This window comes from Blastococcus tunisiensis (assembly GCF_900112815.1).
In the GTDB taxonomy this organism is placed as follows: Bacteria; Actinomycetota; Actinomycetes; order Mycobacteriales; family Geodermatophilaceae; genus Blastococcus_B; species Blastococcus_B tunisiensis.
In genome coordinates this window covers 101872-123883 of the sequence record NZ_FOND01000013.1, presented here as the reverse complement: position 1 = coordinate 123883, position 22012 = coordinate 101872, and the positions used below count along the sequence as shown (strand labels likewise).

Below are 22012 nucleotides of genomic sequence, written 5' to 3'. Positions count from 1 at the left end.
CGGCCTCGCCGCACAGTCTGCTCCCGGTATGCGGAGCGGGCGCTGTGCCGAGGTGCCCACACCGTCCCGAGCAGCCGGTCCTGCGATGGTGGTTCGCCGGGCATGAGCCGGTCGCCCTGACCGTCCGCATCGCCCTGCATCCCGCCGCCGACGATCTGCCGGGACACGACCCGCTCGCGCTGCTGATCGAGATGCTGCTGGACCAGCACATCCATGGGCGAAGCGGTGAGAGCGTCGCCTTCGCCGGCGCCCGGATCCGCTAGCAGCCGGGGTCGCTGTCAGAGCCCCAGGTACCTGGCGACGGCGAGTTCGACCTCCTCGAGCTCGTGGCGATGGAGGAAGAACGCGGGTTCGTCGTGGACGAAACGGACGTCGATGCTGCGCAGCTGATCGGCGAGGAACCGGGTGGGAACTCCGCCCAACTCGATCTCGGGCCGGAAGACGGTCTGGTGTGCCTGGGTCGACGTCGGGACGATCGTGGCGACGTGCCAAGCCATGTCGGTCGGGCTCAGGACCAAGCCGTAGCGCCGACCGCGTTGCTCATGTCCACGACGGGCCTCCCCGAGGTCCACCCGGTAGACCGCCCCGCGGATCACCAGGCGTCGGTCTCGTCGGACAGGTCCTCGTCCGCCAGCCGCTCGGCGTCGGCCCGTGCTCTCGCCAACCACGCCTCACGGTCGAGAAGGCGGAGGGCGCGGCGGATGACGTCGGCCGTTCGCTCGTCGTCCCTCATCGCCTCGCGGATGATCCGGTCGTCCTCGTCGGTCGGACGAAATCCGATGGTCCTGGTCATGCCCCGAGGTTATACAATTGTTGTACTACTGTGCAACGACCTTCGTTCGGTTGGCTCACCCCGTGCGGCTGTCGCTCCTTGCTGCTGCGGGCGATTGCGTCAGGATCCCGACACGGGACCGTCTTCGGCGTGCCGACGATCCGCATCGACCAGGACGACGCCGCCGACGACCTGCTGGGATGCAACCCCCTCGCGCTGCTGATCGGGATGCTGCTGGACCAGCACATGCGTCGACGAAGCAGCTGATCGCTGGAACGTTTCCGGCGACAGGGCTACTCAGCCGATGGGAGTTCTTCGATGTACGCGGTGATGTTGGGGGGTGCGCCGAGGACGAGGTTGTGTGGGCCGTGACTCAGCCGGAGGCCGCGGTCGTCCCAGCTGGTGTTCCACCCGTGCAGATCCAGCAGATGCGTCACGCTCTCGACCACGTCGCGCGCCCGGAGGGTCCGGTCGTCGGCCTCGCTGTTCGTCTCCAGAACGATGCGCTTGTGCAAGTCGTCGCGATCCAGCCTCGCGAACTGCTCGAGCCGCTGATCGATCCGCAGCGCCACCGGCGCGAGGAACATGTCGACGTAGTCATGCGGTGCAGTAGGCACGGGCGCTCCTCGGGGTCGAGTGAGGGTCGGCGAGTCTTACGCTAGGTGGCCGACCACCGGGTCCCGCGAGGGCCGAAGGCCTGTGGTTGGCCGGGACGGACGTCCTCCCGGCGGCGGTTCACGGAGCACGACGTCCGGCCTCGGTGCGGTCGAGGGGAGCCCCGGGCGGCAGGTGATTGCGGTGTCCCCGCCGCGCGGCAACGATCTTCGGTGTGCCGACACTCCGCATCGCCCAGGACGACGCCGCCGACGAACTGCTGGGCCGGGATCCGCTCGCCCTGCTGGTCGGGATGCTGCTGGACCAGCGTAGTGCTTAGCCACTAACTTCCCGGCAGCCTTCCTTCGCCCCGAAGGCGGCTTCAGAGACACCTGCCCGCAGCCGGTCCTACTTCCTCATGCGTCGGATCCACCGGCTGATGGCGAACGCAATCGCTGCGACGGCCGCAATCACCACCAACATGGCAACCCACGTCGGCACCGGTATGCCGTCCCCACCTGATGCGCCCGCGTAGATGCGGACGGCATTGCCAGCCAGTGACGTGGTCATCGCTTCTTCCAGGTCCGGTATGCCAGGTAGACCGCAACAGCGGAGAACACGAAGAACAGGAGGACACCGAACCAGCCATTGCCTTGGATCATCGCTGCTGCACCGTTCCTGCCGAGAGTCCGTGATCTTGGAAGCGAACTCTCGAAGACGCGCCAAGGCCCCGCAACTCGGCGCTCTGAGAAGCCCAGTCTTCTCGCGCGGTCGCCTCACGGTCGCGAGCACTCCCGCTGCCCCATAGTGCGCCGTTCAGAGCGACCTAAGGGCGTGGAGGCTCATTGGGAGGCCAGTAGACCAGCAGTTCCCGATGGAGCGCGCGTTCGGCGCGCCCCGGCTGCTCGCCGACCGGCTGGGCGTCGACGCCCTGGACGCGCGGCAACTCGCCGGGATGGACGCCGAGGAGCTGACCCGCGTCTTCCAGGGCCCGCCCGCGCTGCACCGCTACCCCGGCTCCATGGCCGGCCGGACCCAGGAGCTGTGCCGGCTGCTCGTGAAGCGGTACGACGGGCGTCCGGAGAACCTCTGGGCCGATGCGCCGGACGGCGCGACCCTGCTGCGGCGGCTGAACGAGCTGCCCGGCTTCGGCGCCCAGAAGTCGAGGATCTTCCTCGCCCTGCTCGGCAAGCAGTACGGCGTCGCGCCGCCGGGCTGGCGGGAGGCGGCCGGCGACTACGGGCTCGACGGATCGCGGCGCTCCGTCGCGGACATCACCGGCCCCGAGTCGCTGACCGAGGTCCGGGCGTTCAAGCAGGAGCAGAAGCAGGCGGCCCGGGCGGCGAAGCAGAAGTAGCCGGCGGCGGCAGCATCGGCGGCGAGACGGTGGCACGATGGGTTGTGCACCGTGCACTGCCCGGGGAGCGCCCCGGACGCCCGGTCGTGGAGGGATGGAGCCCGTGGCCTCGAGCCAGCAGTTCCCGCGTCAGCGCCGGCCGGAGCCCGTGCTCATCACCGAGGCCGAGCCGAGCGTGGCCGAGCAGCACGCCTTCCGGAAGAAGCGCTACGCGATCACCATGGGGGTCCGCGCCGTCTCCATCATCCTGGCGGCGGCCTTCTACCAGGTCGTCTGGCTGATGCTGATCTTCGTCCTCCTGGGCACCGTCCTGCCGTGGGTCGCCGTGCTCATGGCCAACGACCGGCCGCCCAAGAAGCGGCTGCACGTCAACGCCTACGACGCCCGGCCCGACCGAGTGCTGGAGAGCCGCCCCGTCCGCGTCATCGACGGCTGAGACGCCGCCGTCGGTCAGCCGGCCCGGCCGCCGGCCGCAACCGGCTCGTCCGCCGTCATGTGGTGGCGGCCGATCGGCAGCATCAGCGGGGTTCCCGACGTCGGGTCGACGATGACCCGGCACTCCAGCTCGAACACCGCGCGCACGGTGTCCACGGTCAGCACGTCCGCCGGGGCACCCGCCGCGTGGACCCGGCCGGCGGCGAGCGCGACGAGGTGGTCGGCGTACCGGGCGGCCATGTTGAGGTCGTGCAGGACCATCACGACGGTGGTGCCGCGGGTCCGGTTGAGGTCGGTCAGCAGGTCGAGGACCTCGATCTGGTGGCTCACGTCCAGGAACGTGGTCGGCTCGTCGAGCAGCAGCACGTCGGTGTGCTGGGCCAGCGCCATCGCGATCCACACCCGCTGGCGCTGGCCCCCGGACAGCTCGTCGACGGCGCGGTCGGCCAGCGCCGTCGTCTGCGTCGCCTCGAGCGCCGCGGCCACCGCCGCGTCGTCCTCCCGGCTCCAGCGGGAGAAGATCCCCTGGTGCGGGTGACGGCCGCGACCGACCAGGTCGGCGACGGTGATCCCCTCCGGGGCGATCGGTGACTGCGGCAGCAGCCCCAGCGTGCGGGCCAGCTCCTTGGCGGGCATGCCGTGGACCGCCCGCCCGTCGAGCAGCACGCGCCCGCCGCGAGGGGCCAGCAGCCGCGACATCGAGCGCAGCAGCGTCGACTTGCCGCAGGCGTTCGCGCCCACGATGGCCGTGATCCGGCCGGCCGGGACGACGAGGTCGAGGTCCTCGATGACCGTGCGGTCGCCGTACCCGAGGGTCAGCTGCTCGGCCGTCAGGGAATGGGTGTCGCTCACAGCGAGCCTCCGGCCCGGTTGGTGCGGACGATCAGGTAGATGAGGTACGGCGCCCCTAGCACCCCGGTGACGACGCCGACCGGGAAGCGCGTGCCGAGGGCGAACTGGCCGACGAGGTCGGCCAGGAGCACCAGCAGCGCCCCGACCAGCGCGGCCGGGATCAGCAGCGACCCGTTCGGCCCCACGATGCGCGCCGCGATCGGGCCGGCGAGGAACGACACGAAGGCGATCGGACCACACGCCGCCGTCGCGAAGGCGAGCAGGCCGACCGCCGCCACGATCGCCACGACCCGGGTGCGGTCCACGCGGATGCCCAGCGCGGAGGCGGTGTCGTCGCCGAGCTGGAGGGCCCCGAGCTGCCGAGTGAGCACCAGCAGCACGGGGGCCAGCACCACCAGGGCGACCAGGGCGGGCACCGTGGCCTCCCACGTCGAGCCGTTGAGGCTGCCGGTCAGCCAGCGCAGCGCCTCGGCGAAGTCCCAGGCCCCGGCCTCGGACAGCACCCAGGAGGTGATGCTCCGCGCCATCGCGGCGATGCCGATGCCGATGAGGATCAGCCGGGTGCCGACCACGCCGTCGGTGAACGCCAGCGCGTACATCAGCAGGGCCACCGCCAGCGCGGCGACGATCGCGGTCACCGAGACGGCCGTGCCGCTCCAGCCGAGGAAGACGATGGCGAAGGCGGCCGCCGCGCCGGCTCCCGAGGTGACGCCGATGACGTCCGGGCTGGCGAGCGCGTTGCGCAGCATGGTCTGGAAGGTGACGCCGGCGAGGCCGAAGCTCAGCCCGGCCACGACCGCGAGGACCGCGCGCGGCAGCCGCAGCCGGCCGACGGTGAAGGTGGCGCCCTGGACCTCCTGGCCGAGCACCACCCGGACCACGTCGCCGGGCGGGTAGAAGGTCCGCCCGATCATCAGCGACGCCGCGAACGCGACCACGACCAGCACCGCCAGGACGGTGATCACCGCGCGCCGGCGGCCGGCCCGGCGCACCCGGTTCCGGGCGACCGCGTCGACGGTGGCGGCCGGTGGGGGCACGACGACGGTCACAGCTCCCGGACCTTCTGCCGGCGGACGATGGCGATGAAGAACGGTGCCCCGATCAGCGCGGTGATGATGCCAACGTCGATCTCGCTCGGGCGGGCCACGATGCGCCCGACCACGTCGGAGGCGGTGAGCAGGCACGCGCCAGTGAGCGCCGTGAACGGCAGCAGCCAGCGGTGGTCCACCCCGACCAGGAGCCGGCACACGTGCGGGACGACGAGCCCCACGAAGCCGATCGGCCCCGCGACCGCGGTGGCGGCTCCGCACAGCAGGACGGAGCCCAGGGCCGCGACGCCCCGGGCGAGGACGACGCGCTCGCCCAGACCGGCGGCCAGCTCGTCGCCCAGGGCGAGGGAGTTGAGGGCCCGCGCCGACAGCAGGCTGACGGCGAACCCCACCACCAGGAACGGCAGCACCGTCCTGAGGCCGCTGAAGCTGGCGCCACCGACGCCGCCGATCTCCCAGGACTGGATGCTCTCGGCGATGTCGCCGCGCGGCAGGGCGACGGCGGTGAGGAAGGAGATGAGGGCGGCCGAGGTGGCCGTGCCCGCCAGGGCCAGTTTCAGCGGGGTGGCCCCGCCGCGGCCGAGGGAGCCGACGGCGTACACGAACACCGCCGCCAGGGCCGCGCCGGCGATCGCCGTCCAGACGATGCTGGTCGCCGAGAAGAGCCCGAACCAGGCGAAGCCGACGACGACGGCGAGCGAGGCGCCCATGTTGATGCCGAGGACACCCGGGTCGGCCAGCGGGTTGCGGGTGACGCCCTGCATGACGGCGCCGGAGAGCCCCAGGGCCGCACCGACGACCACCGCGAGCACCGTGCGCGGGATCCGCTTGGTCACGGCCGCCTCGCCGATCGTCTCCGACGAGCCGCCGAGGGCGGCGACGATCTCCGACCAGCCGACGCCCCGGGAGCCCACGGCGACCGACGTGGTCATGACCGCGACCAGCACCGCCAGCACGACGAGCAGCCACAGCACCCGGACCGACCGCGGGCGCCGCACCGACCCCAGGCGCTGCGCGACGGCGGCACCCGGGGTCGGGGAGGGGGATGGGGCGAGCGTCACCGGGTGATCGTCAGGCAGCCTTGTCGGCTGCCTCGGCCAGCAGGGCGACGTAGTCCTCGAGCACCCAGGAGATGGCCAGCGGCGTCGGGTTGGCTGCCGTCCCCAGCGGGGTGTTCGGCAGCAGCACGATCGCCCCGTTGGCGACGGCGGGCATCTGCGAGAGCAGCGGGTCCGCCGACAACGCGTCGACCAGCGCCTGGTCGCCGTACGTCACGATGATCTGCACGTCGTCCAGGGTGTCGATCTGCTCGGCGCTGATCGTGCCGGAGAACTTCTCGGGATCGGTCGAGGCCGCCTCGATGCTCGCCGGGGTCGCCAGGCCGAGGTCGGTGAAGAACGCGCTCCGGGTGTCGAAGGGCGTGTAGTAGCTGACCTCGCTGAGGTCGGTGGTGTCCACGTGGGTCAGGAACATGGTCGACGTGCCCTCGAGCTGCGGGTGCTCGGCGACGGTGTCGGCGATCTCCTGCTCGAGGTCGGCGATGAGCTCCGCGCCCTCCTCGGCCATGCCCATCCCGGCGGCGTTGACCTCGATCATCTCGCGCCACGGGGTCGCCCAGGGCGCCTCCGGGTAGGCGACGACCGGAGCGATCTCGCTCAGCGTGTCGTAGTCCTCCTGGGTCAGTCCCGAGTAGCCGGCGAGGATGACGTCGGGGTCGGTGTCGGCGACCGCCTCGAAGTCGATGCCGTCGGTCTCGTCGAACAGCACCGGGGTCTCGGCGTCCAGCTCCTCGAGCCGCTCGCTGACCCAGGGCAGCAGCCCGTCGCCGTCGTCGTCGCCGAAGTTGGCGGCGGCCATGCCGACCGGGACGACGCCGAGCGCGAGGGGGACCTCGTGGTTGGCCCACTGCACCGTCGCCACGCGCTCGGGCTCGGACTCGATCGTCGTGCTGCCGAAGGCGTGCTCGATCGTCACGGGGGTGAAGTCGGCGGAACCGCCGGCGGTGTCCTCGGCGGCGGAGGAGTCCGAGGAGCAGGCGGCGAGCCCGCCGGCCAGGAGCGCAGCGGTGGAGAGTGCGGCGAGTCGGAGTGCGCGGCGCATGGGGTCCTTCCGGAAGCTGGAGAGCCACACCGCTTAGGTGAGCCTCGCCTAACCTAGGGAGGGACGTGTCGACTGACAATCACGAACAGGTCACGATGGCCGTGCGGTGACCGCGATCACACCGCGGTCGGGCCGTGATCGCAGGCTACCGGGCTCCCGGTCGGCGGACGACCTCGGCGGCGAGCGCCAGCCCCGCATCGAGCAGCGACGCGGGGGAGTCGTCCGGGGAGCGCAGCCAGGCCGCGAGCAGGCCGGCGGCGAAGGCGTCGCCGGCGCCCGTGGTGTCGACCACGTCGGCCGGGTGCGTGGGCCGGTGCACCAGGACGTCGCCCGACGCCCACAGCGCGCCGTCGGCGCCCAGGCTCACCGCCACGATGCGGTGGCGCGCGGCCAGGGCCCGCGCCGCGTCGCCCGGGTCCCCGCAGCCGGTCAGGAGCCGCGCCTCGTCGGCATTGGGCAGCAGCATCGTCGCCCGGGCGGTGTCGGCGAGGAACCTGTCCACCCCGTATCCGGCCAGCGGGCCCGTCGAGGCAGGGTCCAGCGAGACGGTGCACCCGGCATCGGCCGCCGCCTCCAGCGCCGCCAGGCCGGCGGCCCGCGGCCCCGGATCCAGCAGCGTGTAGCCGGAGAGGTGCAGGTGCTCCCCGGGCGCGGGGTGGGGGACGTCGGCCGGCCGCAACCGGAGGTTCGCACCGCGGTCGGCCAGCATGCTGCGCTGGCCGCCGGGCTCCACCAGGCTGACGATCGTCCCCGTCGGTGTGCCGGGCACGGTGCGCAGCCGCAGCTCGACGCCGACGGCGGCCAGCTCCGCCGCGAGCCCTGTCCCGGGTGCGTCGTCGCCCACGCAGCCCACCAGCGTCGTCCCGGCACCCAGCCGGGCCAGGTGCGCCGCCACGTTGGCCCCCGCACCCCCGCCGCGGGTGCGGATCGCGGCCGGCCGGTCGGAGCCGGGCGCCGGTTCGCCGGACAGCACGACGACGACGTCCGTGGCGACGTCCCCGACGACGACCACGCGCGGTCGCTGTCTGCTGTCGATCATCGGCGGACGGCGGAAGCCGCCGGCGTGTCGAGCAGCCACCTGCCGATGATCATCGGTGGGAGAGCCCCGCCAGCTCGGCCGCGATCTGCCCGGCGAGCTCGGCGTTGCGCAGCACCAGCCGGACGTTCACCGCGAGCGTGGCCCCCTCGCTGGCGCGGTGCAGGTGGTCCAGGACGAACGGCGTCACGTCCTTGCCCCGCACGCCCGCCTCGCCGGCGGCCGCCAGCGCCCCGGCGATCACCCGGTCGTGCAGGCCGGGGTCCAGCTGCTGGTCGGGCGGCAGCGGGTTGGCGACCACCACGGCGCCCGGCGCCAGCTCCCGCCGGGCGGCGAACACCCGGGCGGCCTCGGCCGCATCGGCGACCGACCAGTCCAGCGCCGACCCGGAGTCGGCCACGTAGAACCCGGGGAAGCTCGTCGTCCGGTACCCCACCACGGTGACCGACAGCGACTCGAGCCGCTCGAGGGTGGCCGGCACGTCCAGGATCGACTTCACCCCCGCGCACACGACGACCAGGGAGGTGCGCGACAGCGCCGTGAGGTCGGCGGACTCGTCGAAGGTGTCGACGGACTCCCGGTGCACCCCACCGAGGCCGCCGGTGGCGAAGACGTCGATGCCGGCGGCGGCGGCCAGCAGCGCGGTGCTCGAGACGGTGGTGGCGCCGCTGCGTCCCAGGGCCACGGCCACCGGCAGGTCCCGGACGCCCAGCTTGGCCAGCTCGGGATCGGCGCACACCCGGTCCACCTCGTCGGCGGTCAGCCCCACGTGCGGGACGCCGTCCAGGACGGCGATCGTCGCGGGCACGGCGCCACCGGCCCGCACCGCCGCCTCGACGTCGTCCGCGGCCCGGCGGTTCTCCGGCCGCGGGAGACCGTGCGCGAGCAGGGTGCTCTCCAGGGCGACGACCGGGCGTCCGCCGGCCAGGGCCTCGGCGACCTCGGGGGAGAGGACGGGGCGGGCGGGAAGATCGGGAGCGGCAGGCACCCTGTCATCATGGAGTGCCGGTGCGGTCGCACCGCCACCCCGGGGGTGGCAGTCCGCGTGACCCGCAGACGATCAGGAGAGCCCGTGAGCAGCAGCGACATCCTCGAGCGGCCGGACGTCCGGGACGCCGACACCGACAGCGCCAACGAGGTCTTCCACTACGTCAAGAAGAACAAGATCGCCGAGAGCGCCGTCATGGGCACCATGGTCGAGGCGCTGTGCGGCGAGGTCTTCCCGGTGACGAAGAGCCCCAAGCCCGGCAGCCCCGTGTGCCCGGCCTGCAAGGAGATCTACGAGCAGCTCCGGAAGTAGCCGGGCCTCCGCCGCTCCGGGAGTGCATGGTCGTCCCGAGTGGGCCCCGGAGGGGTCCGCGCAGGAGAAGGACCCCGCTGCCCCCCCCACCACTCGCAAGCTCGCGGCGGGACCCTGCAGCGGGGCCGGCGGTCCGGAGGACCGCACTGTCAGAGCAGACCGAGCCGCCTGGCCTCTTCCTGCAGCTTCGCCGCGCGGCGCTCGCGGCGGCGCCGGTCGTGCCGGCGCAGCGGCGCGGGCCAGCGCGCCTGGATGGTGGCGTTCAGCTCGGCGCCCAGCAGGACGGCCATGCCGAAGAAGAAGCAGAACAGCAGCGCCCCGATGGGTGCGGCCAGCGCCCCGTAGGGCAGCGCGGTGATCAGCACGTCGCCGACGTAGGCCCGCAGCAGCAGGGCGGCCACGAGGAAGAACGCCGTCGCCAGCAGGGTGCCGGGCAGATGCCTGCGCCAGGGCAGCCGGTTGGGCAGCACCACGTGGTAGAAGCTGGTGAGGGCCAGGAGCAACCCGACGACGACCACCGGCCAGTAGACGGCGTTGATCAGCACAGCGGCGGTCGACCTCCAGTCGGCAGGCAGGAACCCGACGAGGATCTCCCGGCCGAGCACGAGCAGTGGCAGGCTCAGCACCGCCAGGAACATGCCGACGACGAACAGCCACAGGGCCTTGAGCCGGGTGCGGATCGGACCGCGCACGTCGCGCTGGTCGTAGGCGATGACCACGGTGTTCATGAAGGTCGCGGTCGCCGACGACCCGGCCCAGAGGGCCACGAGGAAACCGAGGCTCACGACCTCCAGCCGGCCCGAGCCGAGGATGTCCGACAGCGTCGGCGCGACGAGGTCGTCGACCACGTCGGAGGTGAGCACCTCGGCCGACGCCGACAGCAGCTGCTCCTCGATCTCGAGGACGGACTCCTCGCCGATCAGCGAGCCGAGGTAGCCCAGCGATCCGAGCAGCCCGATCAGCAGCGGCGGGACGGAGAGGATCTGCCAGAAGGCCGCCTCCGCGGAGAGGCCGAGGATGCGGTCCTGCCACGCCTTGGCCAGCGTGCGACCCAGGACCTGCAGCGGCACGCGCACCGGTGCCGGCCACCGGTCCAGACGGCCGGGGGAGGTGCTCCCGTCGTCCGGTGGCCGGACCCGCGTCGCGCCCCGGGCGGAGCGGCCGTCCACGGCCGTCGTGGCCGGCGCGGAGACGGCGCCGGCGGGCCGAGCGCCGTTCCCGTCCGCCGCGCCCGGCTCCCCGGCGGGCGCCGGGGAGCCGCTGGGCAGGACGGCGCTCATCCGTCCAGTGTGCACGCCCGGTACCGCGACGGCCCCGTTCCCGGGCGATCCCGGCCGGACCCGTCGCCCGCTCGGGGGACCGGTCAGCCGCCCGGCGCCGGCTCCACGGGCGGTGCGGCCGGCGGGACGCAGCGGATGATCGGTTCGGCGGCGTAGCGCGTCTGGAACTCCTCGCGCTTCACCTCGGCGCCGGTCGCGAGGTCCCGGAACACCCGGGTGACGGTGATGTCGAAGCCGGTGGACCCGTTCTGCGGCGTGCAGTTGCCGTCATCCGGCTTCTCCTGGACCACCGGTGCGCGCAGGTTGTAGCGGTTGCTGCTGATCGACTCGATCTCGTACCGCTTGGTCCCGTAGAAGGTGACCGTGATCGTGCCCGGCGTCCACGAGGTGTCGATGAAGACGCCGGTGTCGCTGTCGTTGCGCCACTTCAGGTCGATCGAGTCGTAGTAGACCGTGGCCTCGCGGCCGGCCGGGTAGCGGCTGATGTAGTAGCTGTGCGGCTTGTGGTAGACGTCCTCGAGCCCGGAGAAGAACACCGCGTTGAACATCGTGGTGGCGAACTGGCTGATCCCGCCGCCGACCGCGGTGGTGAACTCGCCGTTGTTGATCACGCCGGCCTCGACGTACCCCTGAGCGGTGCCGCGCGGCCCGGTGAAGCCGTTGAGGCTGAACGTCTCGCCCGGCAGGACGAGTGCGCCGTCCACCTCCTGGGCGACCACGCGGATGTTGGTCCCGCTGGCCGCGTTGCCGATGTTGGTGGTGAAGCTGCCGATCTCCTCGGTGACACCGAGCGCCTGGGCCTCCTCGGTGGTGAAGTCTGCCGGTACCGGCCCCAGCTGGGCGGTGACCGTCCGCGGCGCCGGGTCGGTCAGCACCGGGAGGAGCTGGTCGGCCAGGGTGGCCGGGGCGACCCCCGTGCCGTCCACCGACGGGACGACCGCGACCGCGCCGCCGGAGACCTCGAAGCGGGCGTCGGCCGCCCCGCTGCCGAACACGTCCAGCTCGTCACCGAGGGCCGCCTGCAGGGCCGCCGGATCGACGGAGACCGCGAGGACGCCGTCCTCCTGGGGCGTGAAGGCGAGCGAGGCGGCGATGGCCTCCACCGAGACCTCGGCGGTGTCGTCGCTGTTCTCGACCGCGACGGTCACCGGGGCGGACAGCGCCGGCTGCACCGTCTCCTCCAGCACCCGCTGGGCCTCGTCGGCGTCCACGTCGACAGGGGTGACGTCGACGGGGAGGTGGATCGGCGTGGCGGGGTCCGCGCCGGACTGCAGCGCGTCGATGACCGCGTCGGCGGCCCCCTCGCGGTCGAGCGTGCGGCCGTCGGCCGGCTCGGTCACCGTGGGGGTGGTGCCCTCGATGGCGATCGACGCGTCGACCGGCGCACGGTCCACCTGCTCGGCCACCGCGTCGATCTGCGCGGCGAGAGCGGTCTCCTCGCCGGTGAAGGTGGGCACGACCTCCCGGTCGCCGACCAGCGAGGTCAGGCGCGTCCACGGGTTCAGCGGCTGGTCGTCGGCGGAGTCGAGCGTCTCGTCGACGTCCAGGGTGATCCCCGCCGTGAGCGGCGAGAAGGGGGCCGTCACGTCGTCGGCGCGGACGATGTGCTCGGCGTCGACCCGGGGCGCCAGCTCCTCCTCGAGGGTGCTCCGGGCGGCAGCGGGGGAGAGCCCGCCGATGTCGACCCCGGCGACCACGGTGGAGCGGGGGATCTCACCGGAGGTGATCAGCAGGTCGGCGCCGTACAGGACACCCAGGGCGGCGACCGCCCCGGCCGGCACCAGGACGGCGCGGCGGCGCCACCAGGGCCCCGTGGGCCCGCCCGTGCCGGTGCTGCCGGCGGGGGGTGGCACCTCGGGGGTGTCCGCCACCGGCGCGGTGTCCTGGACGGGCGTCGGCGCGGCGTCCCGGTCGTCGGTGACCGGCGCGGTGTCCACGGTCCCCGCGGACGCCTGTGGCTCCGACATGTCCAGCGCCTGGGTGCTGCGGTCCTCGTCCTCCTCCGGCAGGGGCCCGGCCGTCGCGGGCGGCTGCTGCGGGGCGCCGGCGGCCGGCCCGCCCTGCTCGGGGGCGCCCAGGAGCCAGTCGCGGGTGACCGGGCGGGTGTCGTCGTGACCGTCGGCCGGAGACGGCCGGAGGTCCTCGGGGGAGGGGCGCCCGTCGGCGTCCTCGGGGCGCATCCGCACCGTCTCGTCGTGTACGGGCGGCTGGTGCGGCATGGGGGTGTCCTCCGGTGTGGGCCGACCGGTGGTCCCCGGGAACGACGGAGCCGCCGGCCCTCCACCCGCGCGAGGCGGTGTGGAGGACGCGGCGGCGTCGTCGTCGTGTGAGGCGGTCATCGCGGGCGCGACGATATCTCCTTGCTCACGCAGTGACGCGCTGCTCGCCGTCCGTGTCGATGATGTCGACGGCGATGTCACGCAGCTTGCTCTCGTACTCGCGGGCGTGGTGCCCGCAGAAGACCAGGTCGCTACCGCTCGCGAGAACGACACGAACCTTTGCCAGGGCTCCACAGCGGTCGCAGTGGAACGGGACGACGAGGTCATCGGTGGGCGGGGTCGACGTCAGCGTCTGGGTCATCTGGCTCATCACTCGCTCTCTACCGCACGGACCCGCGGCTGCGGATCGGCCTCCTGCACAGCGCCAGGATGGCCCCTCGGATTCCCGTTCCGATCCGGATCGTCGCGGACTCGCCGAAAGAGATGAGTCCGTAACACGCCGGGTCGTGATGGAGCGGGTTCAGCAGGGGACGTCACTGGGGTGGAACCGGTGGTGCACGTGCTGGTTGTCGTCTGCCGGACCGGAGGACCGGGCCGACCGTGGGTCCGCTGCTGTTCTGACGACGTCCACGCTACGCCGTCTACCCGACAGATGTCGGCGTACACCGGCGTGGAGCCCCTCCGGGTGGCTCCGTGACGGAACCGATACCCGGCCGGCACGGAAGAGGGCCCGGACCGCTCTCACGGTCCGGGCCCTCGTCCGCAGGATCGCCTAGTCCAGGTAGTCGCGCAGCACCTGGGAGCGGCTGGGGTGGCGCAGCTTGCTCATCGTCTTCGACTCGATCTGCCGGATCCGCTCGCGGGTCACGCCGTAGACCTGCCCGATCTCGTCCAGCGTGCGCGGCTGGCCGTCGGTCAGGCCGAAGCGCAGCCGGACGACGCCGGCCTCCCGCTCCGAGAGCGTCTGCAGCACGCTGGTCAGCTGGTCCTGCATGAGCGTGAAGCTCACCGCGTCGACGGCCACCACGGCCTCGGAGTCCTCGATGAAGTCACCGAGCTGGCTGTCGCCCTCGTCCCCGATGGTCTGGTCGAGGCTGATCGGCTCCCGGGCGTACTGCTGGATCTCCAGCACCTTGTCCGGGGTGATGTCCATCTCCTTGGCCAGCTCCTCCGGCGTGGGCTCGCGACCCAGGTCCTGGAGCAGCTCGCGCTGGATGCGGCCGAGCTTGTTGATGACCTCGACCATGTGCACCGGGATGCGGATGGTGCGGGCCTGGTCGGCCATGGCGCGGGTGATCGCCTGGCGGATCCACCACGTCGCGTACGTCGAGAACTTGTAGCCCTTGGTGTAGTCGAACTTCTCGACCGCGCGGATCAGGCCCAGGTTGCCCTCCTGGATCAGGTCCAGGAAGGCCATGCCGCGGCCGGTGTAGCGCTTGGCGAGGGAGACCACGAGGCGCAGGTTGGCCTCGAGCAGGTGGTTCTTGGCCCGCTCGCCGTCGCGGACGATCCAGTTGAGGTCCCGGCGCATCTGCGGCGAGATCTTCTGGCCCTCCTCCTCGACCTGGCGCAGCCGCTCGGAGCCGTAGAGGCCGGCCTCGATCCGCTTGGCGAGGTCGACCTCCTCCTCGGCGTTGAGCAGCGCGACCTTGCCGATCTGCTTGAGGTAGGCGCGGACGGAGTCGGCCGAGGCGGTGAGCTCGGCGTCCTTGCGGGCCTGGCGGAGCGCCTCGGACTCCTCCTCGTCGTCCCACTCGAAGTCGGTGCCGCCCTCGGCGGCCTCCTCCTCGACGGCGGCGACCTCGACGCCGTCCTTGCCGGTGACGACGGTCTCGTCGAGCTTGAGACCTTCCGCACCCGCGTCGACCACGACGACGGCCGAGCCGTCACCGACGACCGCGGTCAGCACGGCGCCCTCGCCGGCTCCCGGGGAGGGGACCACCGCGGGCTTGGTCTTGCCGGTCGTCTTCGCGGGAGCCTTCTTCCGCGCGGCCGGCTTCGCGGCCGGCGTGGCGGAGGCCGTCACCGTCTTCGCCGACTTGGCTGCCGCGGCGCTGGTCCGGGGAGCCCGGGTACCGGCGGCGGCCGACCTGGAGCCCGTGGGGGTGCTCGCGGCGGCTGCTTCCGGTGCTGGCTGATCGGCGGGCACTCAGGTTCCTTCCCGTGCTGGGTTCGTTCCCCGGGGGGCCTTCTGGTCCCTGGGCAGCGGCTCCGGTCCTCGCACCTGTGCAGCGGCAGAGGTCCCGGCAGACCGGCGCGGCGTTTGGCCGCTGGACGGGCAGGGGATCCCTCCCGGCTGGAGGGCGACGGGGTGGGGCTCCCTCATTGTAACGACGTGGCCGGTGTTCTCCACCGTCCCGGATCGTGCGGGCTCGCTCCGACGAGGCGTTCTGCGTGCTGCGGGGCGGTTCTTCCTCTTCGTGGTGCATCGGTCGGAAGGGGAGATACCTGGAGCGCCCGGCCCCGCGAGCACCTCCCGTCTCACCCGTTCGGGCGCCCCGCCGCAGGTCAGCGGTCCGTGCGCTCGTACGCGGCCAGTGCCGCCCCGACGATGCCGGCGTCGTTCTGCAGCTCCGCGGGGACCACCGGAGTCCGGGTCGACAGCAGTGGCACCCACTTGTGCGCCTTCTTGCTCACGCCGCCGCCGACGATGATCAGGTCCGGCCACACCCCGGCCTCGAGCACGTCGAGGTAGCGGTCGACCCGCCGGGCCCACTCGGGGTAGCCGAGCTCCTCCCGTTCGCGCGCGGCGGCGGAGGCCCGGCGCTCGCCGTCCTCGCCGTCCACCTGGATGTGCCCGAACTCGGTGTTGGGCACCAGGTGCCCGTCGACGAAGAGGGCGCTGCCGATGCCGGTGCCGAAGGTGAGCATCAGGACGACACCGGAGCGGTCCCGGCCGGCGCCGTAGCGCATCTCGGCGATGCCGGCGGCGTCCGCGTCGTTCAGCGTCTCGACCGTGCCGGGGATGCGCTGCTCCAGCCCGGCATCGACATCGGTGCCGATCCAGCTCTTGTCGACGTTGGCCGCGGTGTGCGCGACCCCGTGCTTCATCACACCGGGGAAGGTGACGCCGATGCGCCCGGTCCAGCCGAAGTGGCCCACGATCCGCCCGACCACGTCGTAGACGGGCTCCGGCAGCGACGGCTGCGGGGTCTCGATCCGCAGCCGCCCGCCGATCAGCTGCCCCTTGTCCAGGTCGACCAGGCATCCCTTGATGCCGCTGCCGCCGATGTCCACTCCGAAGCCCTGCACGCGCACAGGGTAGTGAAAGGACCCCCTCGCCCCCCAACTGCTCGACAAGCACCCCGTCCTCCGCACCCCTCGCACGCTCGGGGCGGGCCGCGGGACGGGGCGGCCCCTGCGAGGGGGCCGGCGGCGACGGCTGCGGCAGGATCGTCGCGTGAGCGCATCCTCCGCCGACCCCGCCCAGCTCCTGGCCCTCGCCGTGGACGTCGCCCGGGAGGCCGCGCAGCTGGTCGCCCGCGGCCGGGCGTCGGCGGCCGACGACGTCGACGTGAAGTCCAGCTCCGTGGACGTCGTCACCGCCGTGGACCGGGCCAGCGAGGAGCTGGTCACCTCCCGGCTGCTCGCCGCCCGCCCGGACGACGGGCTGCTGGGCGAGGAGGGGGCCGACCGCACCGGGACCAGTGGAGTCCGCTGGGTGGTCGACCCGATCGACGGCACGGTCAACTTCCTCTACGACCTGCCGGCCTACGCCGTCTCGATCGCCGCCGAGGTCGACGGCGTGGTGCGCGCCGGGGTGGTGCTCAACGTCGCGACCGGCGAGCGCTGGACGGCGACGGCCGGCGGCGGTGCCCACCTGTCCACCCCGGCGCATCCGGAGCCGGTGCGGCTCACCGGGAGCCGGCCGGTCTCCCTCGAGCAGGCCCTCGTGGCCACCGGCTTCGGCTACCGGGTGGAGCAGCGACGGACCCAGGGGGCGGTGGTGGCACGGCTGCTGCCGCACGTGCGCGACATCCGCCGGCACGGCAGCTCGGCCCTGGACCTGTGCTCGGTGGCGGCCGGGCGCGTCGACGCCTACTACGAGCTCGACCTCAAGCCCTGGGACCACGCGGCCGGTGCCCTGGTGGCCGCGGAGGCGGGGCTCGTCGTCACCGGGCTGGGCGGGCGGCCGTTCGCGCGGCCGATGGCCGTGGCGGCCGCGCCGACGATCGCCGGGCCGCTGCTGGAGCTGCTGGAGGAACTGCACCGCGCCTAGGGGCCCCGGGGCGGGTCCCGGTCAGCACTCGGCGGCGCCGGTGGCCGGGGCGAGGGCTGCGGCCACCTCCTCGGCGGACGCCAGCGTGCTGAACTCCGGCCCGACGACGACGTCGACGCGGGCGTCCGCCCGCACGTCCTGGTAGTCACCGGCCTGCGGGAGGAAGACCTTCACGTACCTCGCGGCGTCGGAGCCGCGGGCTCCGTAGCGGAGCTCGCCGACCCCGGTGACCTCGCGCTCGGTGGGGTCGTTGGCGACCTCGGCGATGACGAAGCCGCGCTCGCCGAGGGCGGTGGCCACGGTCTGGGCGAGGCCGGCCGTGTCGGTGGCGTTGAACACCCGCAGGGTGATGTCGGCGGGCTCCAGGTCGGCCGGCGGCGCCTCCTGGGCCACCGACTCGCAGGCGGCCTCCTCCTCGGCGGTCCGCTGCTCCTCCGTGCGCAGCACGTTCCACCACACGCCGAGGGCAGCGAGGGCCAGCACGAGCAGGAAGATCAACGGCGGAAGGGGACGGCGGCCGCTGCGGGGTCGCACCGGCGGGCGTTCGGTCCGCAGTGTCACGTCTCTCCTCGGCAGGACCCGGAGGCCCGCTGCGGCCGCCGGCCCCACGACGGGGCCCGGCCGGGCGGCGCCACCGGAGATGGGCGTCGGGGGGAGTTTAGGGCCGGGACCGGCTCCCTAGATCGCACCGTCTTCGAGCGCGGCGCGTCCCAGCTCCACACAGGGGTCGATGCGGTCGGCGTAGCCGCTGGTGTCCTTGCCGGCCATGGCGCCGGCCGCCGAGCGGGCGACGATGCCGGCGATGATCGCGGCGAACTTGAAGAACGCGAACCCGACGTACCAGTTGAGGTCGGCGAGGTCGGCGCCGGTGCGCCGGGCGTAGCGCTCGGCGACCTCGGCGCGCGTGGGGAAGCCGGGCAGGGTGGTCACCGGGCTCATCGTGGAGGCGCGCTCCTCGCCGGCCTGCGGCCAGTAGACGAACATCATCCCGATGTCGGTCAGCGGGTCACCCAGCGTCGACATCTCCCAGTCCAGGACTGCCTTGATCCGGCCCGGCTCGTCGGGGTCCAGCAGGCAGTTGTCCAGCCGGTAGTCGCCGTGCACGATGCTCGACCGCTGCGTCGCCGGGACGGTCTCGGCCAGGCGGGCGGCGAGGGCGTCGAGGTTCGGGCGGTCCCGGTCGCGGGTGGCGTCCCACTGCTTGGTCCAGCGGCGGACCTGGCGGGCGGCGAAGCCCTCCGGACGGCCGAACTCGGCCAGGCCCACCGCCTCGTGGTCGACCGAGTGCAGGTCGGCCAGGACGTCGACGAGGGTCTCGCCGACGGCGCGGCGCTGCTCCGGCCGGTCGGCGTACCCGGCCGGGAAGTCGCGGACGACGTGGATGCCGACGACCCGCTCCATCACGTAGAAGGGTGCGCCGAGCACCGACTCGTCGGTGCACAGGTGGAGGGTCCGGGGGACCGGGACGTCGGTCGGGCCGAGCGCGGAGATGACCCGGTGCTCGCGGGCCATGTCGTGCGCGGTGGCCAGCACGGCTCCCGTGGGAGGGCGGCGGAGGATCACCGCGGCGTCCTCGTCGCGGCCCCCGTCGCCGCCCAGCGGGGTGACCACGTAGGTGAGGTTCGACATGCCGGCGGCGATGAGCTCGACGTCCACCGAGCGCCAGCGCTCGTCGTTCAGGACGGCGGCCAGGTACGGCCCGACGACGACTGGATCAGCACCCACGGGAGTCGACACGGCGGCAGGGTAACCTCTGGCGCTCCGCGGCCCGGGGCCCGCTCGGAACTCGTTTCCGGAGGTGGGCACAAACCGGGGTCGCACCGCGTTGGGGGGCTGGCCGGACCTTCCCGCTCGCCGTCCCCGGACGGGGAGCGGGGGATCGGCCCGGACGGACGACCGCTCGCCCCGCACCTCGCGAGCCGGTACGGGACCCGTCCGGGGCACCACCGGCACGGCAGCCCAGAAACGGCTGCCGGTCCATGATCCACCGGTCGCCACCGCGGCCGGCCAGCACGACGGCGCACACCCCGCGTCGTCGTCAGTACGAGCGGGCTCGATGCCCGCGAGACCCCAGGGAGGGGCACCCCATGGCCACCGACTACGACGCCCCGCGCCGCAACGAGGCCGACGAGCTGGGCGAGGACTCGCTCGAGGAGCTCAAGGCACGACGGGCCGAGGCGCAGTCCGCCTCGGTCGACGTGGACGAGACCGACTTCAACGAGAACCTCGAGCTCCCCGGCGCCGACCTCTCCGGCGAGGAGCTCACCGTCCGCGTGCTGCCCAAGCAGGAGGACGAGTTCACCTGCTCGCGCTGCTTCCTGGTGCAGCACCGCAGCCGGCTGGCCGCGACCAAGGGCGACCAGCTCTTCTGCCGCGACTGCGCCTGAACGAGGACCCAGGGCGGGGGAGCCCAGGGCGAGGCACGCCCACGGATGCGAGCCCGTGACGGGAGGAGCGCGATGACGGACCACTCCACGCGATCCGGTGCACCGCGGGACGTCCCGCCGCCGCGTCCCGTCGCGTCCCCGGAGCCGGCTCCGGAGGAGACCGGGCTGGGCCGCGCTGCCCGTGCGGTCGCCGAGGCGGTCTCCGGGCTGGTCGGGGGCGCCGGGGGGCGGTCCGAGGCGCCGGACGGCGGACCGGGGGCCTCCGTCGCGGGCGGTCTGCGCGAGGTCGTCTCCGCCGTCGCGGGCGCCGTCGCCGCGGCGTTCGCCCCGCAGCGGGAGAGCGCCGCCCCGCCGGGGGCCGCCGGTGTCGGCACCGCGGGACCCGAGCGGTCCCCGGGCGCGCTGCTGGGCGACCTGTTGTCGGCCGCCGCTCCGCGGCTGCCGATCCGGGACGCCGACCGGTTGCGCGGGGCCCACCCCGGGCTCTCCGACAGGGAGATCGCCGACGCGCTGGTCGGCCGGGCCGCACGGCTCACCGCCACCATCGGCGCGGCCACCGGCGGGCTGTCGGCCGCACACTGGCTGGCGCCCGCATCCCTCCTCGCGCTGCCGGTGGAGCTGGGCGCCGAGACCGTGCTCGTCGCCGGGGTCGAGGTCGTCCTCATCGGGGAACTGCACGAGCTCCACGGCCGCCGCGCTCCGGGCGACGCGCGGGCGCGCGCCGGCGCCTATCTGGCCGGCTGGTCCGCGCAGCGCTCCGTCGACGGCGCCGGGACCGCCGGCCTGGGATCCCTGCTGACCGGTGCCGGGGTGCGGGCGCTCCAGCGGCGGCTGGGCCGCCGGCTGGCGGGTGCCGTACCGGCTGCCGCGCCGCTGCTCATCGGTGCGGCGATCGCCGGCCGGGGCAACCGCAGGACCACCGAGAAGCTGGCCGAGCGGGTCCTGGCCGACCTGCGGGCGACCCGGCCCCTGACCTGATCCAGCGCTTTCCGGGGGTCCCGCCGCCGGCCGCGCCCCGCGGCTCGTCCCGGGCCCGCGAGGGATCAGGAGGACGGGGACCGTCGCCTTATAGGGTCGCCGTCGTGCCCGATCTCCCCCCTCCGACGATCGACGTCCCCGTCCGGCTGACGTCGCCGGAGGACCTCGTGCCCCGCTACGCCCTCCCCGGTGACGCGGGGGCGGATCTGTCCGTGGCCGAGGACGTCGACCTGGCCCCGCTGGAACGGGCGCTGGTCGGCACGGGGGTCGCCGTCGCCATCCCCGAGGGGTACGCCGGCTTCGTGCACCCGCGGTCGGGTCTCGCCCACCGGCTCGGCCTGAGCCTGGTCAACGCGCCGGGCACGATCGACGCCGGCTACCGCGGGGAGATCAAGGTCAACCTCATCAACCTCGACGCGACGACGCCGATCAGCCTCCGGCGCGGCGACCGGATCGCGCAGCTCGTGGTCCAACCGGTGGTCCGGGCCCGCTTCGTGCCGGTCGACGAGCTGCCCGTGAGCCAGCGGGGCGCCGGCGGGCACGGGTCCACGGGGGGTTCCGCGTCCGGCGGGGCCGTCGCGACTCAGGAAGGGCAGGGCTGACATGCCGTTCGGACGCCGACGCAACCGGATCGAGCGGAGCCTGCGCGAGCGGGGGGTGCCACCGGAGCCGCAGCACCGCGAGCGCGAGGTGGAGGAGACGACCGGCCCCTGGGACTCCGCGGACGCACCCGACGACGGCATCCCCCGCATCGACCTGGGGTCCATCCGGCTCCCCGGCCGGCCCGGTACGGACCTGCGGCTGGAGCTCAACCAGCAGCAGAAGGTCATCGGGGCGACGCTTCGGGCGGGGGAGTCCCTGTTGCAGGTGTCGGCGTTCGCCGCGCCACGGGCCGGCGGGATCTGGGCCGGCGTGCGCGAGGACCTGGCCAGGAGCGCATCGGGGCAGGGCGGTTCGCTGCGGGAGGTGCAGGGGCCGTTCGGCCCCGAGCTGGTGGGCACGATCGTGACGGTCCCGTCGGCGCAAGCCGGGCAGCCGGCACCCGCCCGGCCGGTGCGCCGGGCCGCGCGGTTCCTCGGGGTGGACGGTCCCCGCTGGTTCCTCCGCGCGCTGATCACCGGCCCGGCCGCGGAGAGCCCGGACGCCGCGGCCGAGCTCGAGTCCGCGTTCCGGGACATCGTGGTGGTCCGGGGGAGCGAGCCGATGCCGGTGCGCGAGCAGCTTCCGCTCACGCTGCCGCCGCAGGCGGCCGCGCAGCTCGCGCGTCAGCAGGACGCCACGCCGCCGTCCGGCCGGCCGCCGTCCGGGCCCCCCGCGGGCTGAGCCGGCCCGGACCCCGCCGGGTCCACCGCTCGCCGTGGCAGGCGCCGTACGCTGGAGCGCGTGACCGAGCTTGCGAGGTCGCGCAGGAGGCACAGCACCGTCGGCACGTGG

Annotated in this window: 25 protein-coding genes; 9 read left to right on the top strand and 16 right to left on the bottom strand. The window is 73.6% G+C overall.

Annotated features, from left to right (window positions below):
• Positions 1–44: 44 nt before the first annotated feature.
• A complete protein-coding gene (locus BM142_RS16530; RefSeq protein ID WP_092201217.1) occupies positions 45–263 on the top strand; it encodes a hypothetical protein in 219 nt (72 codons plus the stop codon).
• A gap of 15 nt (positions 264–278) precedes the next feature.
• Here the strand turns inward: BM142_RS16530 and BM142_RS16525 are convergent, their stop codons facing one another.
• From BM142_RS16525 to BM142_RS16515, 3 genes are all read right to left on the bottom strand, one after another.
• Positions 279–596, bottom strand: coding sequence for a type II toxin-antitoxin system PemK/MazF family toxin (locus BM142_RS16525; protein WP_092201215.1), 318 nt, complete (start codon positions 594–596; stop codon positions 279–281).
• Positions 593–793, bottom strand: coding sequence for a hypothetical protein (locus BM142_RS16520; protein WP_092201213.1), 201 nt, complete (start codon positions 791–793; stop codon positions 593–595). Before BM142_RS16520 ends, BM142_RS16525 begins: the two co-directional genes overlap by 4 nt.
• Positions 794–1065: 272 nt before the next feature.
• Complete coding sequence (locus BM142_RS16515) at positions 1066–1389, bottom strand: hypothetical protein (protein ID WP_092201211.1); 324 nt, start codon at positions 1387–1389, stop codon at positions 1066–1068.
• Positions 1390–2210: 821 nt separating this feature from the next.
• On the opposite strand from BM142_RS16515, the gene BM142_RS16505 reads away from it, so the two are divergent.
• Together BM142_RS16505 and BM142_RS16500 are read left to right on the top strand one after the other, a co-directional pair.
• Positions 2211–2723 (top strand): HhH-GPD-type base excision DNA repair protein, encoded by a 513-nt coding sequence (locus BM142_RS16505; protein WP_305764369.1) that lies wholly within the window; start codon positions 2211–2213, stop codon positions 2721–2723.
• Positions 2724–2826: 103 nt separating this feature from the next.
• A complete protein-coding gene (locus BM142_RS16500) occupies positions 2827–3159 on the top strand; it encodes a DUF3099 domain-containing protein (RefSeq protein WP_217640754.1) in 333 nt (110 codons plus the stop codon).
• A 14-nt stretch (positions 3160–3173) separates the two neighbouring features.
• Here BM142_RS16500 and BM142_RS16495 read toward each other — a convergent pair whose 3' ends face one another.
• From BM142_RS16495 to BM142_RS16470, 6 genes are all read right to left on the bottom strand, one after another.
• A complete protein-coding gene (locus BM142_RS16495) occupies positions 3174–4010 on the bottom strand; it encodes an ABC transporter ATP-binding protein (protein WP_092201205.1) in 837 nt (278 codons plus the stop codon).
• Positions 4007–5059 (bottom strand): FecCD family ABC transporter permease, encoded by a 1053-nt coding sequence (locus BM142_RS16490; RefSeq protein WP_092201203.1) that lies wholly within the window; start codon positions 5057–5059, stop codon positions 4007–4009. The genes BM142_RS16495 and BM142_RS16490 overlap by 4 nt, the downstream gene beginning before the upstream one ends.
• The gene (locus BM142_RS16485; protein WP_254791018.1) at positions 5056–6120 is read right to left on the bottom strand and encodes a FecCD family ABC transporter permease; all 1065 of its coding nucleotides are present in this window, start codon (positions 6118–6120) and stop codon (positions 5056–5058) included. The genes BM142_RS16490 and BM142_RS16485 overlap by 4 nt, the downstream gene beginning before the upstream one ends.
• A 10-nt stretch (positions 6121–6130) precedes the next feature.
• Entirely contained in the window at positions 6131–7159 is a 1029-nt protein-coding gene (locus BM142_RS16480; protein ID WP_092201298.1) for an iron-siderophore ABC transporter substrate-binding protein, read from the bottom strand.
• 145 nt (positions 7160–7304) lie between these two features.
• Positions 7305–8198, bottom strand: a complete 894-nt coding sequence (locus BM142_RS16475) for a carbohydrate kinase family protein (RefSeq protein WP_092201201.1) — start codon at positions 8196–8198, stop codon at positions 7305–7307.
• Positions 8199–8247: 49 nt separating this feature from the next.
• Positions 8248–9183 (bottom strand): pseudouridine-5'-phosphate glycosidase, encoded by a 936-nt coding sequence (locus BM142_RS16470; RefSeq protein WP_092201199.1) that lies wholly within the window; start codon positions 9181–9183, stop codon positions 8248–8250.
• An 84-nt stretch (positions 9184–9267) separates the two neighbouring features.
• On the opposite strand from BM142_RS16470, the gene BM142_RS16465 reads away from it, so the two are divergent.
• Complete coding sequence (locus BM142_RS16465; RefSeq protein WP_092201197.1) at positions 9268–9495, top strand: DUF3039 domain-containing protein; 228 nt, start codon at positions 9268–9270, stop codon at positions 9493–9495.
• Between the two features lie 149 nt (positions 9496–9644).
• Here BM142_RS16465 and BM142_RS16460 read toward each other — a convergent pair whose 3' ends face one another.
• The 5 genes from BM142_RS16460 to ppgK all read right to left on the bottom strand — a co-directional run bounded on the left by BM142_RS16460 (position 9645) and on the right by ppgK (position 16246).
• Positions 9645–10775, bottom strand: a complete 1131-nt coding sequence (locus BM142_RS16460; protein ID WP_092201195.1) for a YihY/virulence factor BrkB family protein — start codon at positions 10773–10775, stop codon at positions 9645–9647.
• Between the two features lie 83 nt (positions 10776–10858).
• On the bottom strand, positions 10859–12994 hold the full coding sequence (locus BM142_RS16455) for a VanW family protein (protein WP_092201193.1): 2136 nt from the start codon (positions 12992–12994) through the stop codon (positions 10859–10861).
• A 145-nt stretch (positions 12995–13139) separates the two neighbouring features.
• Positions 13140–13364: a DUF7455 domain-containing protein gene (locus tag BM142_RS16450; protein WP_092201296.1), complete on the bottom strand. Its 225-nt coding sequence runs from the start codon at positions 13362–13364 to the stop codon at positions 13140–13142.
• Positions 13365–13766: 402 nt separating this feature from the next.
• Positions 13767–15143, bottom strand: coding sequence for an RNA polymerase sigma factor (locus BM142_RS16445; protein ID WP_092201191.1), 1377 nt, complete (start codon positions 15141–15143; stop codon positions 13767–13769).
• A gap of 359 nt (positions 15144–15502) precedes the next feature.
• Positions 15503–16246: a polyphosphate--glucose phosphotransferase gene (ppgK, locus tag BM142_RS16440; RefSeq protein ID WP_092201295.1), complete on the bottom strand. Its 744-nt coding sequence runs from the start codon at positions 16244–16246 to the stop codon at positions 15503–15505.
• A 148-nt stretch (positions 16247–16394) separates the two neighbouring features.
• On the opposite strand from ppgK, the gene BM142_RS16435 reads away from it, so the two are divergent.
• A complete protein-coding gene (locus BM142_RS16435; protein WP_092201189.1) occupies positions 16395–17213 on the top strand; it encodes an inositol monophosphatase family protein in 819 nt (272 codons plus the stop codon).
• A 21-nt stretch (positions 17214–17234) separates the two neighbouring features.
• Here the strand turns inward: BM142_RS16435 and BM142_RS16430 are convergent, their stop codons facing one another.
• Both BM142_RS16430 and BM142_RS16425 read right to left on the bottom strand, forming a co-directional pair.
• On the bottom strand, positions 17235–17774 hold the full coding sequence (locus tag BM142_RS16430) for a LytR C-terminal domain-containing protein (protein WP_092201187.1): 540 nt from the start codon (positions 17772–17774) through the stop codon (positions 17235–17237).
• Between the two features lie 117 nt (positions 17775–17891).
• Positions 17892–18950: a phosphotransferase family protein gene (locus BM142_RS16425; protein WP_092201185.1), complete on the bottom strand. Its 1059-nt coding sequence runs from the start codon at positions 18948–18950 to the stop codon at positions 17892–17894.
• Positions 18951–19300: 350 nt separating this feature from the next.
• Between BM142_RS16425 and BM142_RS16420 the strand changes: the two genes are divergently transcribed.
• The 4 genes from BM142_RS16420 to BM142_RS16405 all read left to right on the top strand — a co-directional run bounded on the left by BM142_RS16420 (position 19301) and on the right by BM142_RS16405 (position 21901).
• Positions 19301–19600, top strand: coding sequence for a DUF4193 domain-containing protein (locus BM142_RS16420; protein WP_092201183.1), 300 nt, complete (start codon positions 19301–19303; stop codon positions 19598–19600).
• Between the two features lie 72 nt (positions 19601–19672).
• Complete coding sequence (locus tag BM142_RS16415; protein ID WP_092201181.1) at positions 19673–20578, top strand: hypothetical protein; 906 nt, start codon at positions 19673–19675, stop codon at positions 20576–20578.
• Between the two features lie 104 nt (positions 20579–20682).
• On the top strand, positions 20683–21180 hold the full coding sequence (dut, locus tag BM142_RS16410; protein WP_175527308.1) for a dUTP diphosphatase: 498 nt from the start codon (positions 20683–20685) through the stop codon (positions 21178–21180).
• Between the two features lies 1 nt (position 21181).
• Positions 21182–21901 (top strand): DUF3710 domain-containing protein, encoded by a 720-nt coding sequence (locus BM142_RS16405; RefSeq protein ID WP_092201179.1) that lies wholly within the window; start codon positions 21182–21184, stop codon positions 21899–21901.
• The last annotated feature ends 111 nt before the right edge of the window (positions 21902–22012 follow it).

Excerpts from the sequence above, each read along its gene's own strand:
- BM142_RS16520 (WP_092201213.1), bottom strand. The coding sequence starts at position 793 with ATGACCAGGACCATCGGATTTCGTCCGACCGACGAGGACGACCGGATC.
- BM142_RS16480 (WP_092201298.1), bottom strand. The coding sequence starts at position 7,159 with ATGCGCCGCGCACTCCGACTCGCCGCACTCTCCACCGCTGCGCTCCTG.
- BM142_RS16475 (WP_092201201.1), bottom strand. The coding sequence starts at position 8,198 with ATGATCGACAGCAGACAGCGACCGCGCGTGGTCGTCGTCGGGGACGTC.
- BM142_RS16460 (WP_092201195.1), bottom strand. The coding sequence starts at position 10,775 with ATGAGCGCCGTCCTGCCCAGCGGCTCCCCGGCGCCCGCCGGGGAGCCG.
- BM142_RS16455 (WP_092201193.1), bottom strand. The coding sequence starts at position 12,994 with ATGCCGCACCAGCCGCCCGTACACGACGAGACGGTGCGGATGCGCCCC.
- BM142_RS16450 (WP_092201296.1), bottom strand. The coding sequence starts at position 13,364 with ATGAGCCAGATGACCCAGACGCTGACGTCGACCCCGCCCACCGATGAC.
- BM142_RS16420 (WP_092201183.1), top strand. The coding sequence starts at position 19,301 with ATGGCCACCGACTACGACGCCCCGCGCCGCAACGAGGCCGACGAGCTG.
- BM142_RS16415 (WP_092201181.1), top strand. The coding sequence starts at position 19,673 with ATGACGGACCACTCCACGCGATCCGGTGCACCGCGGGACGTCCCGCCG.
- BM142_RS16405 (WP_092201179.1), top strand. The coding sequence starts at position 21,182 with ATGCCGTTCGGACGCCGACGCAACCGGATCGAGCGGAGCCTGCGCGAG.